Raw genomic sequence first — 19029 nt, forward strand, 5'->3', positions numbered from 1 at the left:
TGACCACGACGAGAGGAACCCGCCCATGTCCGATCCGACCACGCGCGACCGCCTGCAACCGTCGCTGCTCGACCGCCTGACCGATCACGAACCGCACGCGCGAACCGAACCGCGCGAGCGTCGCGTGATGTCGTCGCGGGCGCTGCGCGAGAGCGTGCGGCGCGACATCGGCTGGCTGTTGAATGCAAGCGGTCTCGCGGCCCGCATCGATACGGCGGGTTTCCCTCACGTGGCGACGTCCGTCCTCAACTATGGGCTGCCGGATCTTGCCGGATGCAACGTCGCGGCGCTCACGCCGGGCGCGGTCGAGCGGCTGATCCGCGATGCGCTGTGGGCCTTCGAGCCGCGGCTCGCGCGCGAATCGGTGCGCGTCACCGTGATCGACGACGCGAAGAACAGTGCGCGCGGCCACGTGATCTGCTTCGAGATCGAAGCGCAGATGTGGTCGCGGCCGTACCCCGAGCGGCTGCATCTGCGCACGGAGCTGGATCTCGAAGCAGGCGAAGTGCGCATAGCGGACGCCGCGCCCGCGCGCAGTGTCCACGGCGAAACGGGCGCGGAGGTGCAGGCATGAACCCGGCATTCCTCAAGTACTACAGCCAGGAGTTGCGGCATCTGCGCGAAATGGGCGGCGAATTCGCGGCCGCGTTTCCGAAGGTCGCGGGACGGCTCGCGCTCGACGGCCTGGAATGCGCGGACCCGTATGTCGAGCGGCTGCTCGAAGGCTTCAGCTTTCTCGCGGCGCGCGTGCAGATGAAGCTCGACGCCGAGTTTCCGCGCTTCACGCAGCATCTGCTGGAGATGACGTATCCGCACTATCTGGCGCCCACGCCTTCGATGGCCGTCGTGCAGTTGATGGCGGATCACGCGAACCCGCAACTCGCGGCGAGCGCCAATGGCATCGTGGTGCCGCGTCATACCGTGCTGCGAAGCATGCTCGACGCGTCGTCGTCGACGCGCTGCGAGTTCCGCACCGCGCACGCGGTCACGCTTTGGCCGGTCGAAATCGCGCAGGCGAAGTTCGTGACGCAGGGCGCTTCGGCGAGCGCGAAGGTCGCATCGAGGGCCGCGCTGCGCCTGCGGCTGCGCGCGACGGGCACGCTCGGCTTCGACCGCCTCGCGCTCGACCGTCTCGTACTGCATCTGCGCGGCGCGGACGGCCTCGCGCTGCGCATTCACGAGCGGCTGCTTGCCGGTTGCGCGGGCGTCGCCGTCGTGCAGCCGGGCAAGAACGGCGCGGCCGATACGACGCTCGCCGTGCTGCCGAAGACCGCGCTGCGCCCGCTCGGGTTCGCCGAAGACGAGGCGCTCTTGCCGGTCAGCCAGCAATCGTTCGATGGCTACCGGCTGTTGCAGGAGTATTTCGCCTTCGCGCCGCGCTTTCTGTTCGTCGAGATTGCCGGCTTGCGCGATGCGCTGCGCCACTGCCGCGAACGCGAAGTCGAAATCGTCGTGCTGCTCGATCAGACCGATGCGTCGCTGGAACGCGCGGTCGATGCAGCGCATTTCGCGCTGAACTGCACGCCCGCGATCAACCTGTTTCGCCGCCGTACCGACCGCATCGCGCTCACGCATACGGACTTCGAATATCACGTCGTGGTCGATCGCACGCGGCCGATGGACTACGAGATCCACCATATCGAGGACGTGACCGGCTACGGCTCGGGCGCAGAGACGCAGCGGGCGTTCAGGCCGTTCTACTGCGCGAAGGACCTGGACGCGCCGGGCGAGGGCGGCGCGTTCTACCAATTGCGCCGCGAGGCACGGCGCGCGTCGGTGCGCCAGCAGCGCGACGGCGCGCGCAGCGGCTATCTCGGCAGCGAGGCGTTCATCGCGCTCGTGGATGCAGCGAGCGCCCCGCTCGACGGCGACGTTCGGCAACTCGGCATCACCGCGTGGTGCACGAACCGCGACCTGCCGCTTGCGATGCCGCTCGGCGCGGGCACGACCGACTTCACGCTCGACGCCGAAGCGCCCGTGACGGCGGTGCGCTGCCTCGCGGGTCCGAGCCGGCCGTTGCCTTCCTTCGCGCAAGGTCCGGCGGCGTGGCGGCTGCTGGATCATCTGTCGCTCAACTATGCGTCGCTCGTCGATCACGACGCACAGCAGGGCGCGCGGGCGCTGCGCGAATTGCTCGCGCTCTACTGCCCGGCCGACGACGCGGCGGCGCTGCGGCAAATCGAGGGATTGCGCTCGGTGTCGTCGGAGCCGGTCGTGCGCCGCCTGCCGTCGCCGGGGCCGATCGTGTTCGGCCGTGGCCTCGCCGTCACGCTGAATTTCGACGATGCCGCGTTCGAAGGCGCGAGCGCGTTCCTGCTCGGCGCGGTGCTCGCGCAGTTCATGGCGCAGTACGTGTCGATCAATTCGTTCGCCGAGACCGCCGTCGCGACGCTCGCGCGCGGTTGCATCATGCGCTGGCCGCACAGGAGCGGACGATGCCCGACGCTCTGAACCTCGACGCCGTGCTCGCCCGCGACGCGCGCCGCTTCGACTTCTTTCAGGCGCTGCGGCTCATCGAACAGATGAACGCCACGCGGCCGCGCCTCGGCCGTTCGGCGAGCCCTCGCGACGACGCGGTGCGCCTTTCGCAGGAGCCCGAACTGATTTTTCATCCGACGACGCTCGGCGGCTACACGCCGGGCGAAGGCGGCGAGCCGGGGCGCCTCGCGGTGAATTTCCTCGGCCTGCTCGGCCCGAACGGACCGCTGCCGACGCACCTCACCGCGTATGTCCGCGAACGCGCGCGCAACGCGAACGACCCGACGCTCGCGCGCTTTCTCGATGTCTTTCATCACCGGATGCTCTCGCTGTTCTACCGCGCATGGGCCGACGCGCAGCCGGTCGTGAGCGCGGACCGTCCGCAGGAAGACCGCATCGCGGATTACGTCGGCAGCTTGTTCGGCCTCGGCGCGCCGGGCATGCAGGACCGCGACGCCGTGCCGGACCACGCGCGCCGCCATTTCGCGGGCGTGCTCGCCGCGCCGACGCGCCACGCGGGCGGCCTGCGGCTGATTCTGGCGCGCTTCTTCGGCGTGCCGGTCGCCATCGAGCCGTGGCGCGGGCACTGGATCGCGCTGCCCGCCGATTCGCTCGCGCGGCTGGGCGATGCGCGGCTCGGCGTGTCGGCGGTGGCCGGCACGCGCGTATGGGACTGCCAGCACAAGTTCCGCATCGTGATCGGGCCGCTGTCGTACGCCGATTTCCTGCGCTTCCTGCCGGGCGGCGCAAGTCTTCGCAAGCTGCGCGACTGGGTGCAGAGCTACGTGCGCGATCCGCTCGACTGGGACGTCGCATTGCATCTGAAGCGCGACGAAGTGCCCGCGCTTCGCCTCGCGAGCACGCCGAAGGGCGGCGCGCGCCTTGGCTGGACGACGTGGCTCACGAGCGGCGCGCCGGTCCATGACCATCGGGTCGTGATCGCGCGAACTGCGCGCACGAGCCACATCGAGGAGACGCTCCATGACTGAGATCAGCCGCCAGGCCCTGTTTGGCAAGCTGCATCCCGTTGCGTATCGCGCGATAGAGAACGGCACCGCGTTCTGCAAGCTGCGCGGCAACCCGTATGTCGAACTGGCGCACTGGGTTCATCAGATCCTGCTCGCGCCGGATTCCGACCTGCAACGGCTCGTGCGCGCGTTCGAGCTGGACGAAACCCGGCTCGCCCGCGACCTGACCGCCGCGCTCGACCGCCTGCCGCGCGGCGCGAGCTCGGTATCGGATATCTCGGCGCAGGTGGACGAAGCGGTGGAGCGCGGCTGGGTCTTCGGCTCGCTGATTTTCGGGGCGGCGACCGTGCGCACCGGGCACCTCGTCATCGGCATGTTGCGCACGCCGAACCTGCGCAATGCGTTCTTTGCGCTCTCGCGCGAGTTCGAGAAGATCGGCTTCGACGCGCTTTCGGCGCGCTTCGACACGCTGCTCGACGGTTCGCCCGAAGCGGGCATCGGGAACGCGGCGCATGTCGAATCCGCCGATGCCGCCGCGCCGCTCGCCACGCCGCTCGCCGCTCACGAGGCGCTCGACCGCTACACCGTCGATCTGACCGCGCAGGCGCGCGATGGCAAGCTCGACCCGATCGTCGGACGCGACGCGGAAATTCGCCAGGTCATCGATATCCTGATGCGCCGCCGCCAGAACAACCCGATCCTCACCGGCGAAGCGGGCGTCGGCAAAACCGCGGTCGTCGAGGGCTTCGCGCAACGCATCGTCGCGGGGGAGGTGCCGCCCGCGCTGCGCAACGCCGTCGTCCGCACGCTCGATATCGGCTTGCTGCAAGCGGGCGCGAGCGTGAAGGGCGAGTTCGAGAACCGGCTGCGGCAGGTGATCGACGAGGTTCAGGCGTCGGCCACGCCCGTGATCCTGTTCATCGACGAAGCGCATACGCTCGTCGGCGCGGGCGGCGCGGCCGGCACTGGCGACGCGGCCAATCTGCTCAAGCCCGCGCTCGCCCGCGGCACGCTGCGCACCATCGCGGCGACCACATGGGTCGAATACAAGAAGCACATCGAGAAAGACCCGGCGCTCACGCGGCGCTTTCAGGCGGTGAAGGTGCCGGAGCCGTCGGAGGCGAGTGCCATCGCGATGATGCGCGGTCTCGCGCGCAAGATGGAGCAGCATCACGGCGTGCAGGTGCTCGACGAGGCGCTGGAAGCGGCGGTGAAGCTGTCGCATCGCTACATTCCCGCGCGGCAGTTGCCGGACAAGGCCGTGAGCCTGCTCGATACGGCCTGCGCGCGCGTCGCGGTGAGCCAGCAGGCGCTGCCGCCTGCCATCGACGATGCGAAGCGCCGCATCGAAGCGTGGCGGCTCGAAAGCGAGATCGCGGCGCGCGAGGCGGCGCTGGGCATGACATCGGCCGAGGACGCACAGGAACGTAGCGCCGATGTCGCCGCGAGGCTCGCAAGCGAAGAAGCACGCCTGAGCACGCTGACCGCGCGCTGGGAAGCGGAACGCGCTCTCGTTTCGCGGATTCTCGCGGCGCGCGCGGAAATCGGCGAACGCGGCGAGTCGTCGATGGAAGCATCGACGGAAGTGCGCGCGGATCTGCGCGAACTCACGAGCCAGCTCGCCATCGAGCAGGGCGAAACGCCGCTCGTGTTGCCCGCTGTCGATGCCCATGCCATCGCATCGGTCGTGCAGGACTGGACCGGCATCCCGGTCGGCCGCATGGTGCGCGACGAAGTGAGAAGCGTGCTCGATCTCGCCTCGGCGTTGAACCGGCGCATCGTCGGCCAGCAACATGCAATGCAGATGATCGCCCGCCGCGTGCAGACCTCGCGCGCCGGGCTCGACAATCCGGAGAAGCCGGTCGGCGTGTTCATGCTCGCGGGCACCTCGGGCGTCGGCAAGACGGAGACGGCGCTCGCGCTCGCGGAGTCGCTCTATGGCGGCGAGCAGAACGTCATCACCGTGAACATGAGCGAGTATCAGGAAGCGCACACCGTTTCGCTGCTGAAGGGTTCGCCGCCCGGCTACGTGGGCTACGGCGAGGGCGGCGTGCTGACGGAAGCGGTGCGGCGTCGCCCGTACAGCGTCGTGTTGCTGGACGAATTCGAAAAAGCGCACCCGGACGTGCACAAGCTCTTCTTCCAGGTCTTCGACAAGGGCCGCATGGAAGACGGCGAGGGCCGCGAGATCGACTTCAGCAACACGCTGATCCTGCTGACGACGAACGTCGGCACCGAACTCATCACGCAGCTTTGCGTGGGGCGGCAACACGTGCCGCCGCCCGACGAGATCGCAGAGGCGCTGCGCGCGCCGCTCCTCGACGTGTTTCCGCCCGCGCTGCTCGGCCGCGTCACGGTGATTCCCTATTACCCGCTCGACGACGCGATGCTCGACGCGATCATCCGCCTGCAACTCGCGCGCATCGGGCGGCGCATCGAGGCGCGGTATCGCGTCGGCTTCGCTTATGACGACGCGGTGACGCGCGAGATCGCGCGCCGCTGCACCGAGCTTCAGAGCGGCGGGCGCATGATCGACGCGATTCTGACCAACACGGTCCTGCCGCGCGTGAGCACCGAATTCCTGAGCCGCCTCGCCGATGGACGCAGCGTCGCGAAAGTGGCGATCGGCGTGAGCGACGGCGAATTGACCTACGCGTTCGATTGAATCGGAAAGGAGCCTGCGATGCCTCAACAAGTCAGCATGGGCGCGACGCTTCAGTGCTCGTTCGGCATGGCGCCGTCGACGCTCGTCGTGTTGCCGACCAACCGCGTGCTGTGCGAAGGGCCGCCCGCCGCGAACATCATGGACCACATACCGCTCGTGAACATCATGCCGTTCGGCATGTGCAACGCGCCCGCGAATCCGGCGGTGGCGGCGGCGACCGCCGCCGCATTCGGCACGCCGACGCCCGCGCCCTGCGTGCCCGCCACCGCGCAGCCGTGGACGCCCGGCGCGATCACCGTGCAGATCGCCAATGCGCCGTCGCTCGACAACCTGTCGGTGTGCCCGTGCAACTGGGGCGGCGTCGTCAACGTGGCCGATCCGGCCACGCGCAAGACCGAGCTTCCCTGACTCTTCCTCGACGAGACCCGTGATGATGCTCACCGACACTCACCGCATCGCCCGCGTCACCTGCGCGCTCGGCGCCGACGCCTTCGTGTTCTACCGCATGCGCGGCCACGAAGCACTCGGCCGTCTCGCGCAATGGGACATCGAACTGCTCGCGGACGACTCGAACGCCGATATCGCGAAAGTGCTCGGCCAGGACTTCTCGTTGTCCATCGAGATTCCGGGCGGCGGTACGCGCGAATTCAATGGCATCGTCACCGCGTTCGAACTGGCGCGGCCCGCCAGCACGAAGCCCAACCGTCCCGCGCTTTTCCGCGCGACGGTGCGGCCGCGCCTGTGGCTGCTCACGCGTGCCTCGCATTGCCGCTTCTTCCACAAGATGACGACGCCGGACATCATCGCGCAGGTGCTCGGCGACTATCACATCGACTTCGAGAACAAGTGTTCCGCTTCGTATCTGAGCCTCGAACACTGCGCGCAGTACCGCGAGACGGACTTCGATTTCGTGAGCCGGCTCGCGGAGCGCGAGGGCATCTATTACTACGTGCGGCATCACGGCGGCAAACACACGCTGATTCTCACGGATTCGCCGCACGTTCACGAGGCGATTCCGCACTACGGCGAGCTTCCGTTTCGTCCGGCAACGAATGCGCCGCGCGAGCATGAATGGATCTATGCGTGGCATGCAGGCGCGCAGGTGCAGACGGGTATCGCCGAAGTGAACGACTACGACTTCGAGAAGCCGTCGCAGAGCGAGCAGCAGGGGCTCGTTGCGCGAGCGAGACGCAGCGAACCCTTCGACTCCGCGCTCTACACGATGCAGGAGCACGCCGTCGGCTATGCGCGCGCCGAGGATGCCGAACGGCGTGCGCGCGTACACGCGGAAGCGCATCAGGCGGGCAATGTCTGCGTGAGCGCCCGCGCGACGGTGCGCGGCATCTGGCCGGGCGGTCTCATGCGGCTCGCCGATCATCCGCTGGCTTCGCACAACGGCGAGTATCTGGTCGTGTCGGCGGACTATTCGATTAATTCGGACGACTATCTATCGACGCTGGACAACGCGGCCATAGCTCATGTCTTCGATTGCGCGTTTCGCGCGCTTCCCCGCGACGCAGGCTTTCGTCCCGAGCGCATCACGCGTCGCGCGACGGTCGCGGGGCCGCAGACCGCGTGCGTCGTCGGACCGGCCGGGGAAGAGATTCATACGGACAAGTACGGCCGCATCAAGGTGCAGTTTCATTGGGAGCAGCTCGCCACGGAAGCTTCGCGCGACTCGCTGCAACGCTGCTGGGTGCGCGTCGCGCAGCCGTGGGCCGGCAAAAGCTACGGCGCGTTCTTTCTGCCGCGCATCGGGCAGGAAGTGCTGGTGCATTTCATCGAGGGCGATCCGGATCAGCCGCTCGTGATCGGCAGCGTCTACAACGCCGCGCAGACGACGCCCTACGCGCTTCCCTCGAAGATGGCGCGCACGACCATCAAGACGAATTCGACCAAGGGCGGCAACGGCTTCAACGAAATGCGCTTCGACGATACGAAGGATCACGAGCAACTGTTCTTTCACGCCGAGCGCGACATGGAGACGTGGGTGGGGCACGACGCGCTCGAACGCATCGGCAACGAGCGGCATGTGATCGTGGAAAGCCACGATGTCGCGCGCTGCGGCGGCAATCGCAGCGATGCGGTCAAAGGCAGTCACAGCGAGCGAATCGGCGGCAAGTGCTCGCTGGATGTCGGCGGCGACACGCAAATGAAAACGGCAGGGAATTTTGCGTTGGGGGTGGGTGTTAACGTCGACATCAAGGGCGGTGCGAACGTGACGATCGAAGCGGGCGCGACGCTCACGCTCAAGGCGGGCGGCAACACCATCGTGCTCGGGCCGTCCGGCATTGCGATCAATGCGGCGGGGCCCATCACGATCGACGGCGCGACGGTGCAGATCAACTGCGGCGGCGCGGGCGCGGCGGCAGGCGCGGCGAGCGCATCGCCCGATGCGCCCGCTGATCCGCGTGAGGCCGACGACGGTTCCCGATGAGCGCCGCTTTCGCCGCTTCACTCATGCACAGGCAGGAGACGCCATGCACATCACGCTCGCAGTCCGGACGTATCAGGGCGAGCCGCCGCACACGCCGGGTACGCCGCTCGTCTGCCGATTCGACGCTGCGGGCGGGACCATCGGCCGCGGTCCGGGCAACACGATGGTGCTGCCCGATGCGGCGAAGACCGTCTCGCGTGTGCAGGCGCGCATCGACTGGACGGGCGAGGGCTGGCGGTTCGTGGATCTCGGTAGCAATCCGAGCCGGCTGAATGGCCGCGTGCTCGCAAGTGGTCAGACGGCGCGTCTTGCGAGGGGCGATTGCATCGAAGCGGGGGCGTACCGGCTGGAGGTGTCGTCGCTGGATGATGACGCGCAAGCGTTCGATGCACCCTTAGGCGTCGTCGATCAAGCGCATGTCGCGGGGGCGGGCGGTCGTCGGGTGAATGGGCGCGGGCTGGAGCCGGCGTTCGCACTAGGTGCGCGGGCTAACGATGGTGTCGTGGCGGCTCGTAAGTCTGCGGCGAACGGTTCGATTGGCGACATCGCGCACGAGCCGGGCTCTGCGGCTCGCAGTGCGTTCGCTAAAGAGCCGTTCGTCGCACCGATGAGTGATTCGCTGGCTGCCAACGCTCGGGTCGCGACGCGGACCGTCGACGAACGCGTGGTGCCCGGAACGGCGAGTGATACACAAGCCGCGGCGCGCGCACCGCTTGCCGACGACGACAATGCGCCGTGGCATGCATCGGGCGACGATTCGCGCTTGCGTTCAGGTGGTGCTCCGGCGCATGCGTTCGCAGGCAGCGGCATCGCGGAATCGCATGCCTTTTCCGACGACCCGCTCGCACGGGCAGCGGTACTGTTCGCGGCCCCGCTGCCGACTGCGCATTTCGATCCGCTGGGCGGCCCGCTTCCCGATCTTTGCACGCCGCCGCGCGCCGATGGCCGCGCGCCGTTTGCGGGCTCCGCCAGCGATCATGTCCCGCCCGAGCAGTTCGCGTATGCGCCGGGTCCGGTTCCGTTCGCCGGGCTCAACGGCGGCATTCCGCTCGACTACGATCCGCTCGACGATGTGGCGTTTGCCGCAGGAGCGTCGGCAGCCGCGCGCGCCGTCGAAAGAGATGCCGCCGCGACGCGCCCGGCCGGCGCCGAGAACATCGACGCGAGCCCGCAGACATGGGCGGCAAGCAGTCCGCTGTCTACCGCAGCGCAGAGTGCCGCCACGAACGCTCTCTTCGACACGGCCCCGAGCGCCAACGCCATCGCAACATCGCATCCCCGTGCGCAAGCAATCGCCGACGCCGCGGTGCAATCCGCGGCGGCCGAGAGGGACGACGCGAACCCGCCCGCCGACCTCACCCTCGCCGCGCTCCTCGACGGCCTGAACGTCGACGCGAGCGTCCTGCGCGGCCGCGCTGCGCCCGAGTTCGCGCGCATCGCCGGATCGATGCTGCGCACCGCGATACGCGGCACGGTGAACGTCATGCTCTCGCGCTCGGTGATGAAGCGCGGCATGGGCGTCGATACGACGATGCTCGTGCCGCGCGGCAACAACCCGCTCAAGTTCTTTCCCGATGGCGACAGCGCGCTCGCACACATGCTGCGCGGCGCGGGCGCGGGCTATCTCGCGGGCGATGACGCACTCGAAGGCGCATTCGACGACATCCGCCGCCACGAGCTCGCCGTCCTCGCGGGCATGCGCGCCGCCATGCAGCATCTGCTGCGCCGCTTCGACCCCGATGTCATCGCAGGCGAAGGAGCGTCGCGCGGCTGGCTCGACTGGCTGCCCGGCCGCCGCAAGGCGCAGCAGTGGGACCGCCTCGTCGCGCTGCATCGCGAACTCATGCGCGCGAGCGCCGACGACCTCGCGGCGCTGTGCGGCAACGCCTTCTACGACGCCTACGAGCGGCACGCGGACGGGTCGCCCGAACGCGCGCCGCACGCTTCCTCACACGCATAGCGAGATCGACGATGTCCGCCAACAACAAGGTGATCTGGTCCGAAGGCATGCTGCTCCAGCCGCAGCATCTGCAACAGCACGACCGCTATGTGCGCGCCCAGCTCGACGCGCGCTGCGCGGCGCTGCGTCCCTACGCGTACGGCTTTTCGGAACTGGCCGTCGATGCCGAGCAACTGAAGCTCGGCCGTATCGTGCTCACGTCCTGCGCGGGCGTGCTGCCCGACGGCACGCCGTTTCGCCTGCCCGCCGACGACGACCTGCCTGTGCCGCTCGCCGTCCCCGAGGACGCGCGCGATCTGACCGTCGTGCTGGCGCTGCCCGTCGCGCGTCAGGGCGTGCCCGAGGCGACGTACGGCGGCGAGACGGCGGCCGGATCGGGGCGCGAGGGCTTCGCGCGGCATCGCATCGCGGAAACGGAAGTGCTCGACAGCAACGAGGGCGCAACGGGCGCGGCGCTCGTGCAAGTCGGCAAGCTGCAACTGCGCCTCGCGTTCGAACAGGACGTGGCGCACGCGCATAGCGCGCTCGGCGTCGCGCGCATTGTCGAGCGCCGCGCGGACAACAGCATCGTGCTCGACGCGGCCTACATTCCGCCGTGCCTCGACTATCGCGTATCGCGCCGCCTGTGCGCGTTCGTCGATGAACTCGTCGGCCTCATGCATCAGCGCGCCGATGCGCTCGCCGCCCGCCTCGCGCAGCCGGCCGCCACGGGCGCGGCGGAGATCGCGGACTTCCTGCTGCTTCAAGTGCTCAATCGCGCGGAGCCGCTCTTCGCGGCGCTCGCGTCGACGACCGGCCTGCATCCGCACGACCTGCATCACCACGCGCTGCAACTGGCGGGCGAACTGGCGACCTTCACCGCGCCGGGCAAGCGGCCGGCGCCGTTTCCAGTCTATCGGCACGAGCGGCTCGATGCCGTCTTCACGCCGCTTATCGATGCATTGCGCGCCGCGCTCAGCGCCGTGATGGACCCGCATGCGGTGCCTATCGAGCTGGAGGAGCGCAAATATGGGCTGCGCGTCGCCATCGTGCCGGACCGCGATCTGTTTCGGAGTGCGAACTTCGTGCTCGCGGTCAAGGCCGATCTCGCGCCCGCCGCGCTTCTCAACGGCTTCGCGCAGCAGGCGAAGCTCGGGCCGGTCGAGCGCATTCGCGATCTCGTCAATCTTCAGTTGCCCGGCATCGGCTTGCGGGCCTTGCCGGTCGCGCCGCGACAGTTGCCGTTTCACGCGGGCTTCACGTATTTCGAACTGGACCGCGGCAGCGACCTGTGGAAGCAGTTCGCGGGATCGGCCGGTGTCGCGCTGCACGTCGCGGGCGACTTTCCCGGCCTCGAACTGGAATTCTGGGCGATACGCCCATGAACGAGCACGCCGCTGATCTCTCCGATGCCCCGAAGGAACCGACCGTGAATGCGCGAACCTTGCCCGATGCCGGCTTCGATCCGGACGAAACCATCCTGATTCCGCAGCCGGGCGGTCGGCGTGTCGCGCCGGCCGATGATCGGTTGCAGACAGCGCCGCGTGCCGAACCATCCGCGCTCCTCGTCGCGACCGGCCTGAACCCGCTCGTCCGCGCGGCCGGTCCGCTCTTGGAACTCGCGGTGCCGTTGCGCACGCGGCACGCGATGGCGGATATCGAAGCCCTGCGCGCGGAACTCGTCCGCATGGTCCACCAGTTCGAACGCGATGCGCGCGCAAGCGGTATCGACACCGAACGGCTCGCGGCGGCGCGCTATTGCCTGTGCACCTGCATCGACGAAGCCATTTCCGGCACGCCATGGGGCAGCGGCGTGTGGGGCAGCCGCAGCCTGCTCGTGACGTTCCACAACGAAGCGTCCGGCGGCGAGCGCTTCTTCCTGATTCTGCGGACACTCGCGCAGGACCCGTCGCGCAACATCGACGTGCTCGAACTGTTGTATGTGATTCTTTCGCTGGGGTTGGAAGGCCGTTATCGGCTAATCGACGGCGGCCGCAATCAGCTCGAATCGGTCCGCGAGCGGCTCGCGCGCATGATCCGCGCGGAGCGTGGCGCGTTCGAAGCCGAACTGTCGCCGCACTGGCGCCCTGTGGAGCGCGCCCGGCCGCCGCTCGTGCAGCGCGTGCCGCTGTGGGTGTACGTGGCGCTCGCCGGCGTCGTGGCCGCCGCCACGCATGTCGCGCTGGCGGTCGGCCTCAACCGCACATCGGACCCGCTCTTCGACGCGATGAACCGCATTCGCGTCGCGGCGCCGCAGACTCCGCCAGTGGTCGCTGCCGCGCCGATGCGCGCCGCCGCCGCGTCGCTCTCGACGTTCCTCGCGCCCGAGATCCGGCAAGGGCTCGTCAGCGTGCGCGAGGGCGCGGACCGTTCCATCGTCACGATCAACGGCGACAACCTGTTCGCATCCGGCAGCGCGACGCTCGACCCCGCGTACGAAGCGCTGATCGCCCGCATCGCGGATGCGCTCAGGAGCGTGCCGGGCAAGGTCGTCGTGACCGGGCACACCGACGATCAGCGGCTCTTGTCCACGCGCTATCCGTCCAACTGGCACTTGTCACAGGCGCGCGCCGAGAGCGTGCAGGCGATGCTCGTCGCGATCACCGGCACGCCCGCGCGCTTCACCGCCGAAGGCCGCGGCGACGCCGAACCGCTCGCGCCCAACGACACGCCCGCGGGCCGCGCGAAGAACCGCCGCGTCGAGATCACGTTGCTGGCGCCGGGTGCGTCGTCGTGATGCGCGCATCGACCGTTCAGAATCAGGAGACACCGATGAAGAAGATCGCAGGTTCGATGAAAACGCCGCAATGGATCACGCTTGCGGGCGTGGCCGCGCTCCTCGTGTTCGTCTGGTTCGAGGGGCCGCTTTTCGCGTATGCCGGACGCGCGCCGCTGGAGACGCAGAAGAGCCGTTTCATTGCGATGGCCGCGATCGCCGCGGCGTGCGTCATCGCATGGGGAGCGCGGCTCGCGGCGGCGCGCTACATGAACCGGCGGTTCCTGAGCGGTGTCGGGGGCGAGAGCGGCGGCGAGCAGGCGCAGCCGGCGTCGACCGGAGAGCTCGCCGTGCTGCGCGAGCGGTTCGACGAAGCGCTCGCGACGCTGCGGCAAGCGCGCATGAAAGGCGCGAACGGCCGGCAATGGCTCTATCAACTGCCGTGGTACATGTTCATCGGCGCGCCGGGCACGGGCAAGACCACGGCGCTTTCGCACTCGGGCCTGCGCTTTCCGCTGCGCGACAAGCTGGGCGGCGACGCCATCGGCGGGATCGGCGGAACGCGGCATTGCGACTGGTGGTTCACGGACGACGCCGTGCTCCTCGATACGGCAGGCCGCTTCACCACGCAGGACAGCGACCCGCAAGCGGACCAATCCGCGTGGACCGGCTTTCTGCAACTGCTGCGCAAGTACCGGCCGCGCCGGCCGCTCAACGGCGTGATCGTCACGCTGTCGGCGGCGGATCTCATCCGTCAGGACGATGCCGAGCGCGACGCGCACGTTCGCGCCATCCGGAGCCGCCTGAAGGAACTGAACGAGCGACTCGGCATGCGCTTTCCGGTCTATGTCGTGGTCACGAAATGCGATCTCGTCGCGGGTTTCACCGAGTTCTTCGACGACCTCGGCGAGCAAGAGCGCGCGCAAGTGTGGGGCATCACGTTTCCGCTCGACGAAAACGGCACATCGGCGGGCGCGCAGCAATCGCTCGCCGCCTTCGCCGCCGAGTTCGATGCGCTCGGGGCGCGGCTGCGCGCACGCGTGATCGAGCGCATGCAGCGCGAGACGGACACGGCGCGGCGCTCGCGCATTCACGGCTTCCCGCAGCAGTTCGCGGGACTGGAGCCGGCACTCGCGCGCTTTCTCGGCGATACGTTCCACGGTACGCGCTTCGAGGCGTCGCCGCTTTTGCGCGGCGTTTATTTCACGAGCGGCACGCAGCACGGCCGGCCCATCGACCGGGCGATCAGCGCGCTCGCGCAGTCGCTCGGGGGAAGGCGCGACGCCGCTTCGGCGCGCGACGCCTCCGGCCGCGCGTATTTCATCGAACGGCTGCTGAAGGACGTGGTATTCGCGGAAGCCGGTCTCGCGGGCGTAAACGCGCGGCTCGAACGGCGTCGCGCGTGGCTGCGGCGCGGCGCGCTCGCGATCGTCGGCGTGTCGCTCGCGCTGGCGCTGGCGGGCATGGCGGTGAGCTATCAGCGCAACCGCGCGTTCGTCGCGGAGTTCGCGCGGCAGACGGAGCACGTCCGGCAACTGGCGCGCGATGCGAACGCGAGCAGCGACCCGCTCGCCGCGCTGCCCCTGCTCGACGCGGCGCGAGCCCTGCCCGGCGGCTACGCGGATGCCAGCAAGCCGGTTCCCTGGCTCACGCGGCTCTGGCTGTATCAGGGCGACAAGCTCGGACAGGAAGCGCGCGTGACCTATCGCCGGCTGCTCGATCAGACCTTGCTGCCGCTCGTCGTCGGCAAGCTGACGCTCGAATTGCGCGACAGCGGCAACGGCAACGGCAACGGCAACGGCAACGGCAACGACGCGCCGGGCGCAGCCGAGTATCGCTACGACGCGTTGCGCACGTATCTGATGCTCGGCGACCCGCGTCACTACGACGCGAACGCCGTGCGCGCGCACATGCTGGCCGCGCTTTCGCGCAACGCGGATGCCGGGCAAAAAAGCGCGCTCGATACGCATCTCGCCGCGCTCTTCGACAAGGCGCGCTTCGACCCGTCGCTGCCGCTCGACGAGGCGCTCGTCAAGGATGCGCGCGCCCGTCTCACCGAACTGCCGTTGTCGCAGCGCGTCGGCAATCGCGTGGATCGCGAACTGGCGCAGGCGAATCTCGCGGCGTTCAGCGCGAGCGCCGCCGCCGGGCCGAAAGCGCCGCTTTTGCTGCAACGGGCGAGCGGGGCGTCGCTGACCGGCGGCGTCGCGGGCGCCTACACGCGGGCGGGCTACGCGGCTTATCGGCGCGTGCGAGACACCGCGCTCGCCGATGTCGCGGGCGACGCCTGGGTGCTCGGGCGGGACGATCTGCCGCAGACCGCCGACGGCGTCGCGACGTTGCGCGCGGCGCTCGACCAGCGTTATTTCGACGCGTATATCCGCGCATGGGACGCCCTGCTGGACGACATGACACCGACGCCCGCCGCGAGTCTCGCGGACAGCGCGCGCATCGCCAACGAACTGTCCGCCCCGGATTCGCCGCTCGCCCGGCTCGTCGTCGCGGCGGCGCGGGAAACGACGCTTGGCGGCGCGGCTTCGGCAACCGCCGTCGATGACCACTTCGACGCGCTGCATCGGCTGGCGGGCAAGCCGGGCGATGCCGCTGCGCTGGAGCGCGCGTTCGCGCCGCTGAAAGACGCCGCCGTCTATCTCGACGCCGCCGACGCCGCGCGCCGGCTGGGGCAAGCCGCGCCCCCCGGCGATGCGCTCGGCAAGCTGCGGCTCGCCGGCCAGACGAGCGCCGCGCCGCTGACGGGCGTGGTGGCGTCGGTCGCGGCGGCGGGCGCGTCGCTCGTCGAGGGCGGCGAGCGCGCGCGTCTCGTTGCGCAATGGAACGCGGGCGTCGGGCCGCTTTGCCACAAGGCGCTCGACGGCCGGTATCCGCTGGTGCGCGCGTCCACCCGCGACGCCGCCGCCGATGATTTCGCCAGGCTCTTTGCGCCGGGCGGCCTCATCGACGACTTCTTTCAGAAGAACCTCGCCGCGCTCGTCGATACGAGCAAGCCGGTCTGGCAATGGCGCGCGGGCGCGACGCCGGCTGGTTTGCTGCGTGATGCGCTGGCGCAGTTCCAGCGCGCGGCGCAGATCCGCGATGCGTTCTTCGGCGACCGCAGCAGCACTGTCGCCATGCGTTTTCGCGTGAAGGCGCTCGCGCTGGATGCGTCCGTCGCGCGCGTGAATCTGGATATCGACGGACAGCAGTTCGCCGTCGGCGCCGATGGCGCGCAGTCGGCGCTGCTTCAATGGCCGGGCAACAAAAGCACGGGCCGCGCGAGCGCCCAGTTCGATCCGGCTGCGGGCGACGCGTCGTTTCAGGCGAGCGGTCCGTGGGCGCTGCTTCATCTGCTCGATGCAGGCAGGCTCGACGCGACGCGCGAACCGGACCGTTATACGCTGACGCTGCAAGCTGCCGGGCGCAAGGCCGTGCTCGAGCTGGATGCGGCGAGCGTCGTCAATCCGTTCCGGCGCGCGCCGCTCGAACAGTTCCGCTGTCCGGACCTGCTGTGATGCGCGCGCCGGGCACGGCCGGATGCTTCGGCAAATTGCGCTGCAACGGCGACTTCGTGACGCGGCGTCTTCCGTCATCGTTCGTCGAGCCGTGGGACGTCATGCTGCAAGCGGGCCTGCTCGCGAGCCGCGACGCGCTCGGTTCCGCGTGGCTCGATGCTTATCTGACCGCGCCGCTCTGGAGCTTCGCGCTGGGCGGCGCGGTGCTCGGCAGCGTGGCGTGGGCGGGCGTGCTGATGCCGAGCGTCGATCGCGCGGGCCGGCATTTTCCGTTGACGATCGCCGCGCCCATTGCCGCCGATGCCTGTGCGGACTGGATGCCGCATTCCGGTGGCTGGTTTGCCCGATGCCGCGAACTGGCGCTCTCCACGCTGATGCCGCACGCGAGTCTCGCCGATTTCGACGCGGGGTTGAGCGCGCTTTCGGATGCGAGCGGCAAGGGCGAAGCGCCGCCGAGGATGGCGGGGACACACGGTGTATTGGCATGGTGGCAAGAGGGCGAGGTGCGCGAGGCGGCCGGTCTGCCCGACGCTGTTTTCGTTGCCGCTTTGTTCGACGGCCGTGCTTTTTGATCGCCATTCGGGCAGGCCGTCACAGGGTCGCGTGGTCCGCGCGGCCTGCGTGCGGCCAGTTTGAATGGCACTTTCCACGCAGATGCCGGACACGCGTCTTTCCGGTTTCCACGCGGGTTGATCGCGCGTGCGACGCCGCTGCGGTTGGCGGGTACAAACGGCATGTGCGTGCGGTACGCGGTCTGCCCGCCGCCGCTCTCGTCGCTCCGCACTATTCGACGGCGGCGCAGTCTAGCCGCCATCCGCGCAGGCGAGCGCACGGTAGCCTTCTGCGTGCAGCATGCGGCCGACTAGTTCGACTGGCACTTTCCACGCTGTTGCGGGACACGCGTCTCTTGGGTCTCGACGCGGCGTTGGTCGCGCTTTCGGATGTGTGCGACGCCGCCGCGCTTGGCGGGTGCAAAGGACATGTGCGTGCGGTCCGCGCTCTGCCCGACGCCGCTTTCGTCGCCCCGCACTATTCGACGGCGGCACCGTCTATCTGCCATCCGCGCAGGCGATTGCACGGTAGCTTTCTGCGTGCAGCATGCGGCTTACTAATTCGACTGCACTTTCGACGCTGTTGCGGGACACGCGTCTCTCGGGTCTCGACGCGGCGTTGGTCGCGCTTTCGGATGCGTGCGACGCCGCCGCGCTTGGCAGGCGCAAAGAGCATGTGCGTTCGGTACGCGGTCTGCCCGACGCGGCTTTTGTCGCCGCGCTATTCGACGGCGGCGCATTCTAGCCGCCATCCGCGCAGGCGATCGCACGGTGCTGCATGCAGCCGGCCAGTTTGAATGGCACTTTCCGCGCAGATTACCAAACGCGCGTCTCGCCCCATGCGATGCGTCGTTGTTTGCGTTGCTGACGCGCCGCCTCTTTCATCACTTCATCCCAAGACCGCCGCGCTTCCTAGCCACCATCCACGCAAGCGATCACCGCGGTCACGTTGTCCTTGCCGCCCGCATCGCATGCAAGCTCGACGAGACGCCGGCATGCCGCATCCGCGTGCTCGGGCTGCATCTGCGCGAGCACGCGCGCGATCTCGTCATGCGAGACTTCGCCGTGCAAACCGTCGCTGCACAGCAAAAAGCGGTCGCCAGGGCGCGCGGCGTGCGCGCTGATGTCCGGCGTGATCGACGGCTCCGGGCCGAGCGCCTGCAACAGCAAGTTGCGCGGCGGCAGATGCTCGAAGTCGCCGGTTTCGAGCGCGTGCTGCAAAAGCGTCTGGTCGCGCGTCAGTTGCGCGAGCGCGCCGTCGCGGCAGCGATATAGCCGGCTGTCGCCGACATGAAACGCAAAGAAAACAGAAGCGGCGCGCGGCAGCCAGATGCCCGTGACGGTCGTGCCCATCGACCGATGCGTGCCGATACCCTCGCGCACATTGATGGCGTAGAGCGTCGCGTTTGCGTCGTCGAGCGCGGCCGTAAGCACGCGCGTGGCATTGAGCGATGCGTCGAGCACCGTGGCGTCGGGATCGGCGTCGCGCGAGGCATCGGACGCAATCGCCGCGATGTCATCGACCGCGAGCGCCAACGATGCAGCGATGCGCTCCAGCGCAAGCGCGCTAGCCCGCGCGCCGAACGCGTGTCCGCCCATGCCGTCCGCGACGGCGATGAGACGCGCGCGCGGATCGATCACGAAACGGTCCTGATTCTCGCGGCGCACGCGGCCCGCGTCGCTGACGCCGGACGCGCGGCAGCCGGCGAGACGCACCGGCGTGGAGGTGGGCGATGGCTTGCGGTTCATGCGGCAGTCTTCCGGTG

Annotated in this window: 12 protein-coding genes; 11 read left to right on the forward strand and 1 reads right to left on the reverse strand. The window is 68.9% G+C overall.

Going from position 1 to position 19029, the window contains the following annotated elements:
• Positions 1-25 precede the first annotated feature (25 nt).
• From tssE to tagF, 11 genes are read left to right on the forward strand one after another with little or no spacing between them, the layout of a single operon-like run.
• On the forward strand, positions 26-574 hold the full coding sequence (gene tssE, locus NCR34_RS25240) for a type VI secretion system baseplate subunit TssE (protein WP_248323885.1): 549 nt from the start codon (positions 26-28) through the stop codon (positions 572-574).
• Positions 571-2451: a type VI secretion system baseplate subunit TssF gene (gene tssF / locus NCR34_RS25245; RefSeq protein ID WP_248323886.1), complete on the forward strand. Its 1881-nt coding sequence runs from the start codon at positions 571-573 to the stop codon at positions 2449-2451. The genes tssE and tssF overlap by 4 nt, the downstream gene beginning before the upstream one ends.
• Complete coding sequence (gene tssG, locus NCR34_RS25250; RefSeq protein WP_248323887.1) at positions 2436-3467, forward strand: type VI secretion system baseplate subunit TssG; 1032 nt, start codon at positions 2436-2438, stop codon at positions 3465-3467. The genes tssF and tssG overlap by 16 nt, the downstream gene beginning before the upstream one ends.
• Positions 3460-6111: a type VI secretion system ATPase TssH gene (tssH, locus tag NCR34_RS25255; RefSeq protein ID WP_248323888.1), complete on the forward strand. Its 2652-nt coding sequence runs from the start codon at positions 3460-3462 to the stop codon at positions 6109-6111. Before tssG ends, tssH begins: the two co-directional genes overlap by 8 nt.
• 18 nt (positions 6112-6129) lie before the next feature.
• Complete coding sequence (locus NCR34_RS25260) at positions 6130-6519, forward strand: DUF4280 domain-containing protein (RefSeq protein ID WP_248323889.1); 390 nt, start codon at positions 6130-6132, stop codon at positions 6517-6519.
• A gap of 22 nt (positions 6520-6541) precedes the next feature.
• Positions 6542-8548 carry a type VI secretion system Vgr family protein gene (locus NCR34_RS25265; protein WP_248323890.1) on the forward strand — a complete coding sequence of 669 codons (2007 nt, stop codon included), beginning with the start codon at positions 6542-6544 and terminating at the stop codon, positions 8546-8548.
• Between the two features lie 43 nt (positions 8549-8591).
• Positions 8592-10508 carry a type VI secretion system-associated FHA domain protein TagH gene (gene tagH / locus NCR34_RS25270; protein WP_248323891.1) on the forward strand — a complete coding sequence of 639 codons (1917 nt, stop codon included), beginning with the start codon at positions 8592-8594 and terminating at the stop codon, positions 10506-10508.
• Positions 10509-10519: 11 nt separating this feature from the next.
• Complete coding sequence (gene tssK, locus NCR34_RS25275) at positions 10520-11872, forward strand: type VI secretion system baseplate subunit TssK (protein ID WP_248323892.1); 1353 nt, start codon at positions 10520-10522, stop codon at positions 11870-11872.
• Positions 11869-13224, forward strand: a complete 1356-nt coding sequence (gene tssL, locus NCR34_RS25280; RefSeq protein ID WP_248323893.1) for a type VI secretion system protein TssL, long form — start codon at positions 11869-11871, stop codon at positions 13222-13224. The genes tssK and tssL overlap by 4 nt, the downstream gene beginning before the upstream one ends.
• Before the next feature lie 35 nt (positions 13225-13259).
• The gene (gene tssM / locus NCR34_RS25285) at positions 13260-16712 is read left to right on the forward strand and encodes a type VI secretion system membrane subunit TssM (RefSeq protein ID WP_248323894.1); all 3453 of its coding nucleotides are present in this window, start codon (positions 13260-13262) and stop codon (positions 16710-16712) included.
• A complete protein-coding gene (tagF, locus tag NCR34_RS25290; protein WP_248323895.1) occupies positions 16712-17284 on the forward strand; it encodes a type VI secretion system-associated protein TagF in 573 nt (190 codons plus the stop codon). Before tssM ends, tagF begins: the two co-directional genes overlap by 1 nt.
• Positions 17285-18175: 891 nt before the next feature.
• Here tagF and NCR34_RS25295 read toward each other — a convergent pair.
• Entirely contained in the window at positions 18176-19012 is an 837-nt protein-coding gene (locus NCR34_RS25295; protein WP_248323897.1) for a PP2C family protein-serine/threonine phosphatase, read from the reverse strand.
• Between the last annotated feature and the right edge of the window lie 17 nt (positions 19013-19029).

It is taken from the genome of Caballeronia sp. GAWG1-5s-s, assembly GCF_023631445.1.
In the GTDB taxonomy this organism is placed as follows: domain Bacteria; phylum Pseudomonadota; class Gammaproteobacteria; order Burkholderiales; family Burkholderiaceae; genus Caballeronia.

Excerpts from the sequence above, each read along its gene's own strand:
- tssE (WP_248323885.1), top strand. The coding sequence starts at position 26 with ATGTCCGATCCGACCACGCGCGACCGCCTGCAACCGTCGCTGCTCGAC.
- tagF (WP_248323895.1), top strand. The coding sequence starts at position 16,712 with ATGCGCGCGCCGGGCACGGCCGGATGCTTCGGCAAATTGCGCTGCAAC.
- tssH (WP_248323888.1), top strand. The coding sequence starts at position 3,460 with ATGACTGAGATCAGCCGCCAGGCCCTGTTTGGCAAGCTGCATCCCGTT.
- tagH (WP_248323891.1), top strand. The coding sequence starts at position 8,592 with ATGCACATCACGCTCGCAGTCCGGACGTATCAGGGCGAGCCGCCGCAC.
- tssG (WP_248323887.1), top strand. The coding sequence starts at position 2,436 with ATGCCCGACGCTCTGAACCTCGACGCCGTGCTCGCCCGCGACGCGCGC.
- tssM (WP_248323894.1), top strand. The coding sequence starts at position 13,260 with ATGAAGAAGATCGCAGGTTCGATGAAAACGCCGCAATGGATCACGCTT.
- tssL (WP_248323893.1), top strand. The coding sequence starts at position 11,869 with ATGAACGAGCACGCCGCTGATCTCTCCGATGCCCCGAAGGAACCGACC.
- NCR34_RS25260 (WP_248323889.1), top strand. The coding sequence starts at position 6,130 with ATGCCTCAACAAGTCAGCATGGGCGCGACGCTTCAGTGCTCGTTCGGC.
- tssK (WP_248323892.1), top strand. The coding sequence starts at position 10,520 with ATGTCCGCCAACAACAAGGTGATCTGGTCCGAAGGCATGCTGCTCCAG.
- NCR34_RS25265 (WP_248323890.1), top strand. The coding sequence starts at position 6,542 with ATGATGCTCACCGACACTCACCGCATCGCCCGCGTCACCTGCGCGCTC.
- tssF (WP_248323886.1), top strand. The coding sequence starts at position 571 with ATGAACCCGGCATTCCTCAAGTACTACAGCCAGGAGTTGCGGCATCTG.
- NCR34_RS25295 (WP_248323897.1), bottom strand. The coding sequence starts at position 19,012 with ATGAACCGCAAGCCATCGCCCACCTCCACGCCGGTGCGTCTCGCCGGC.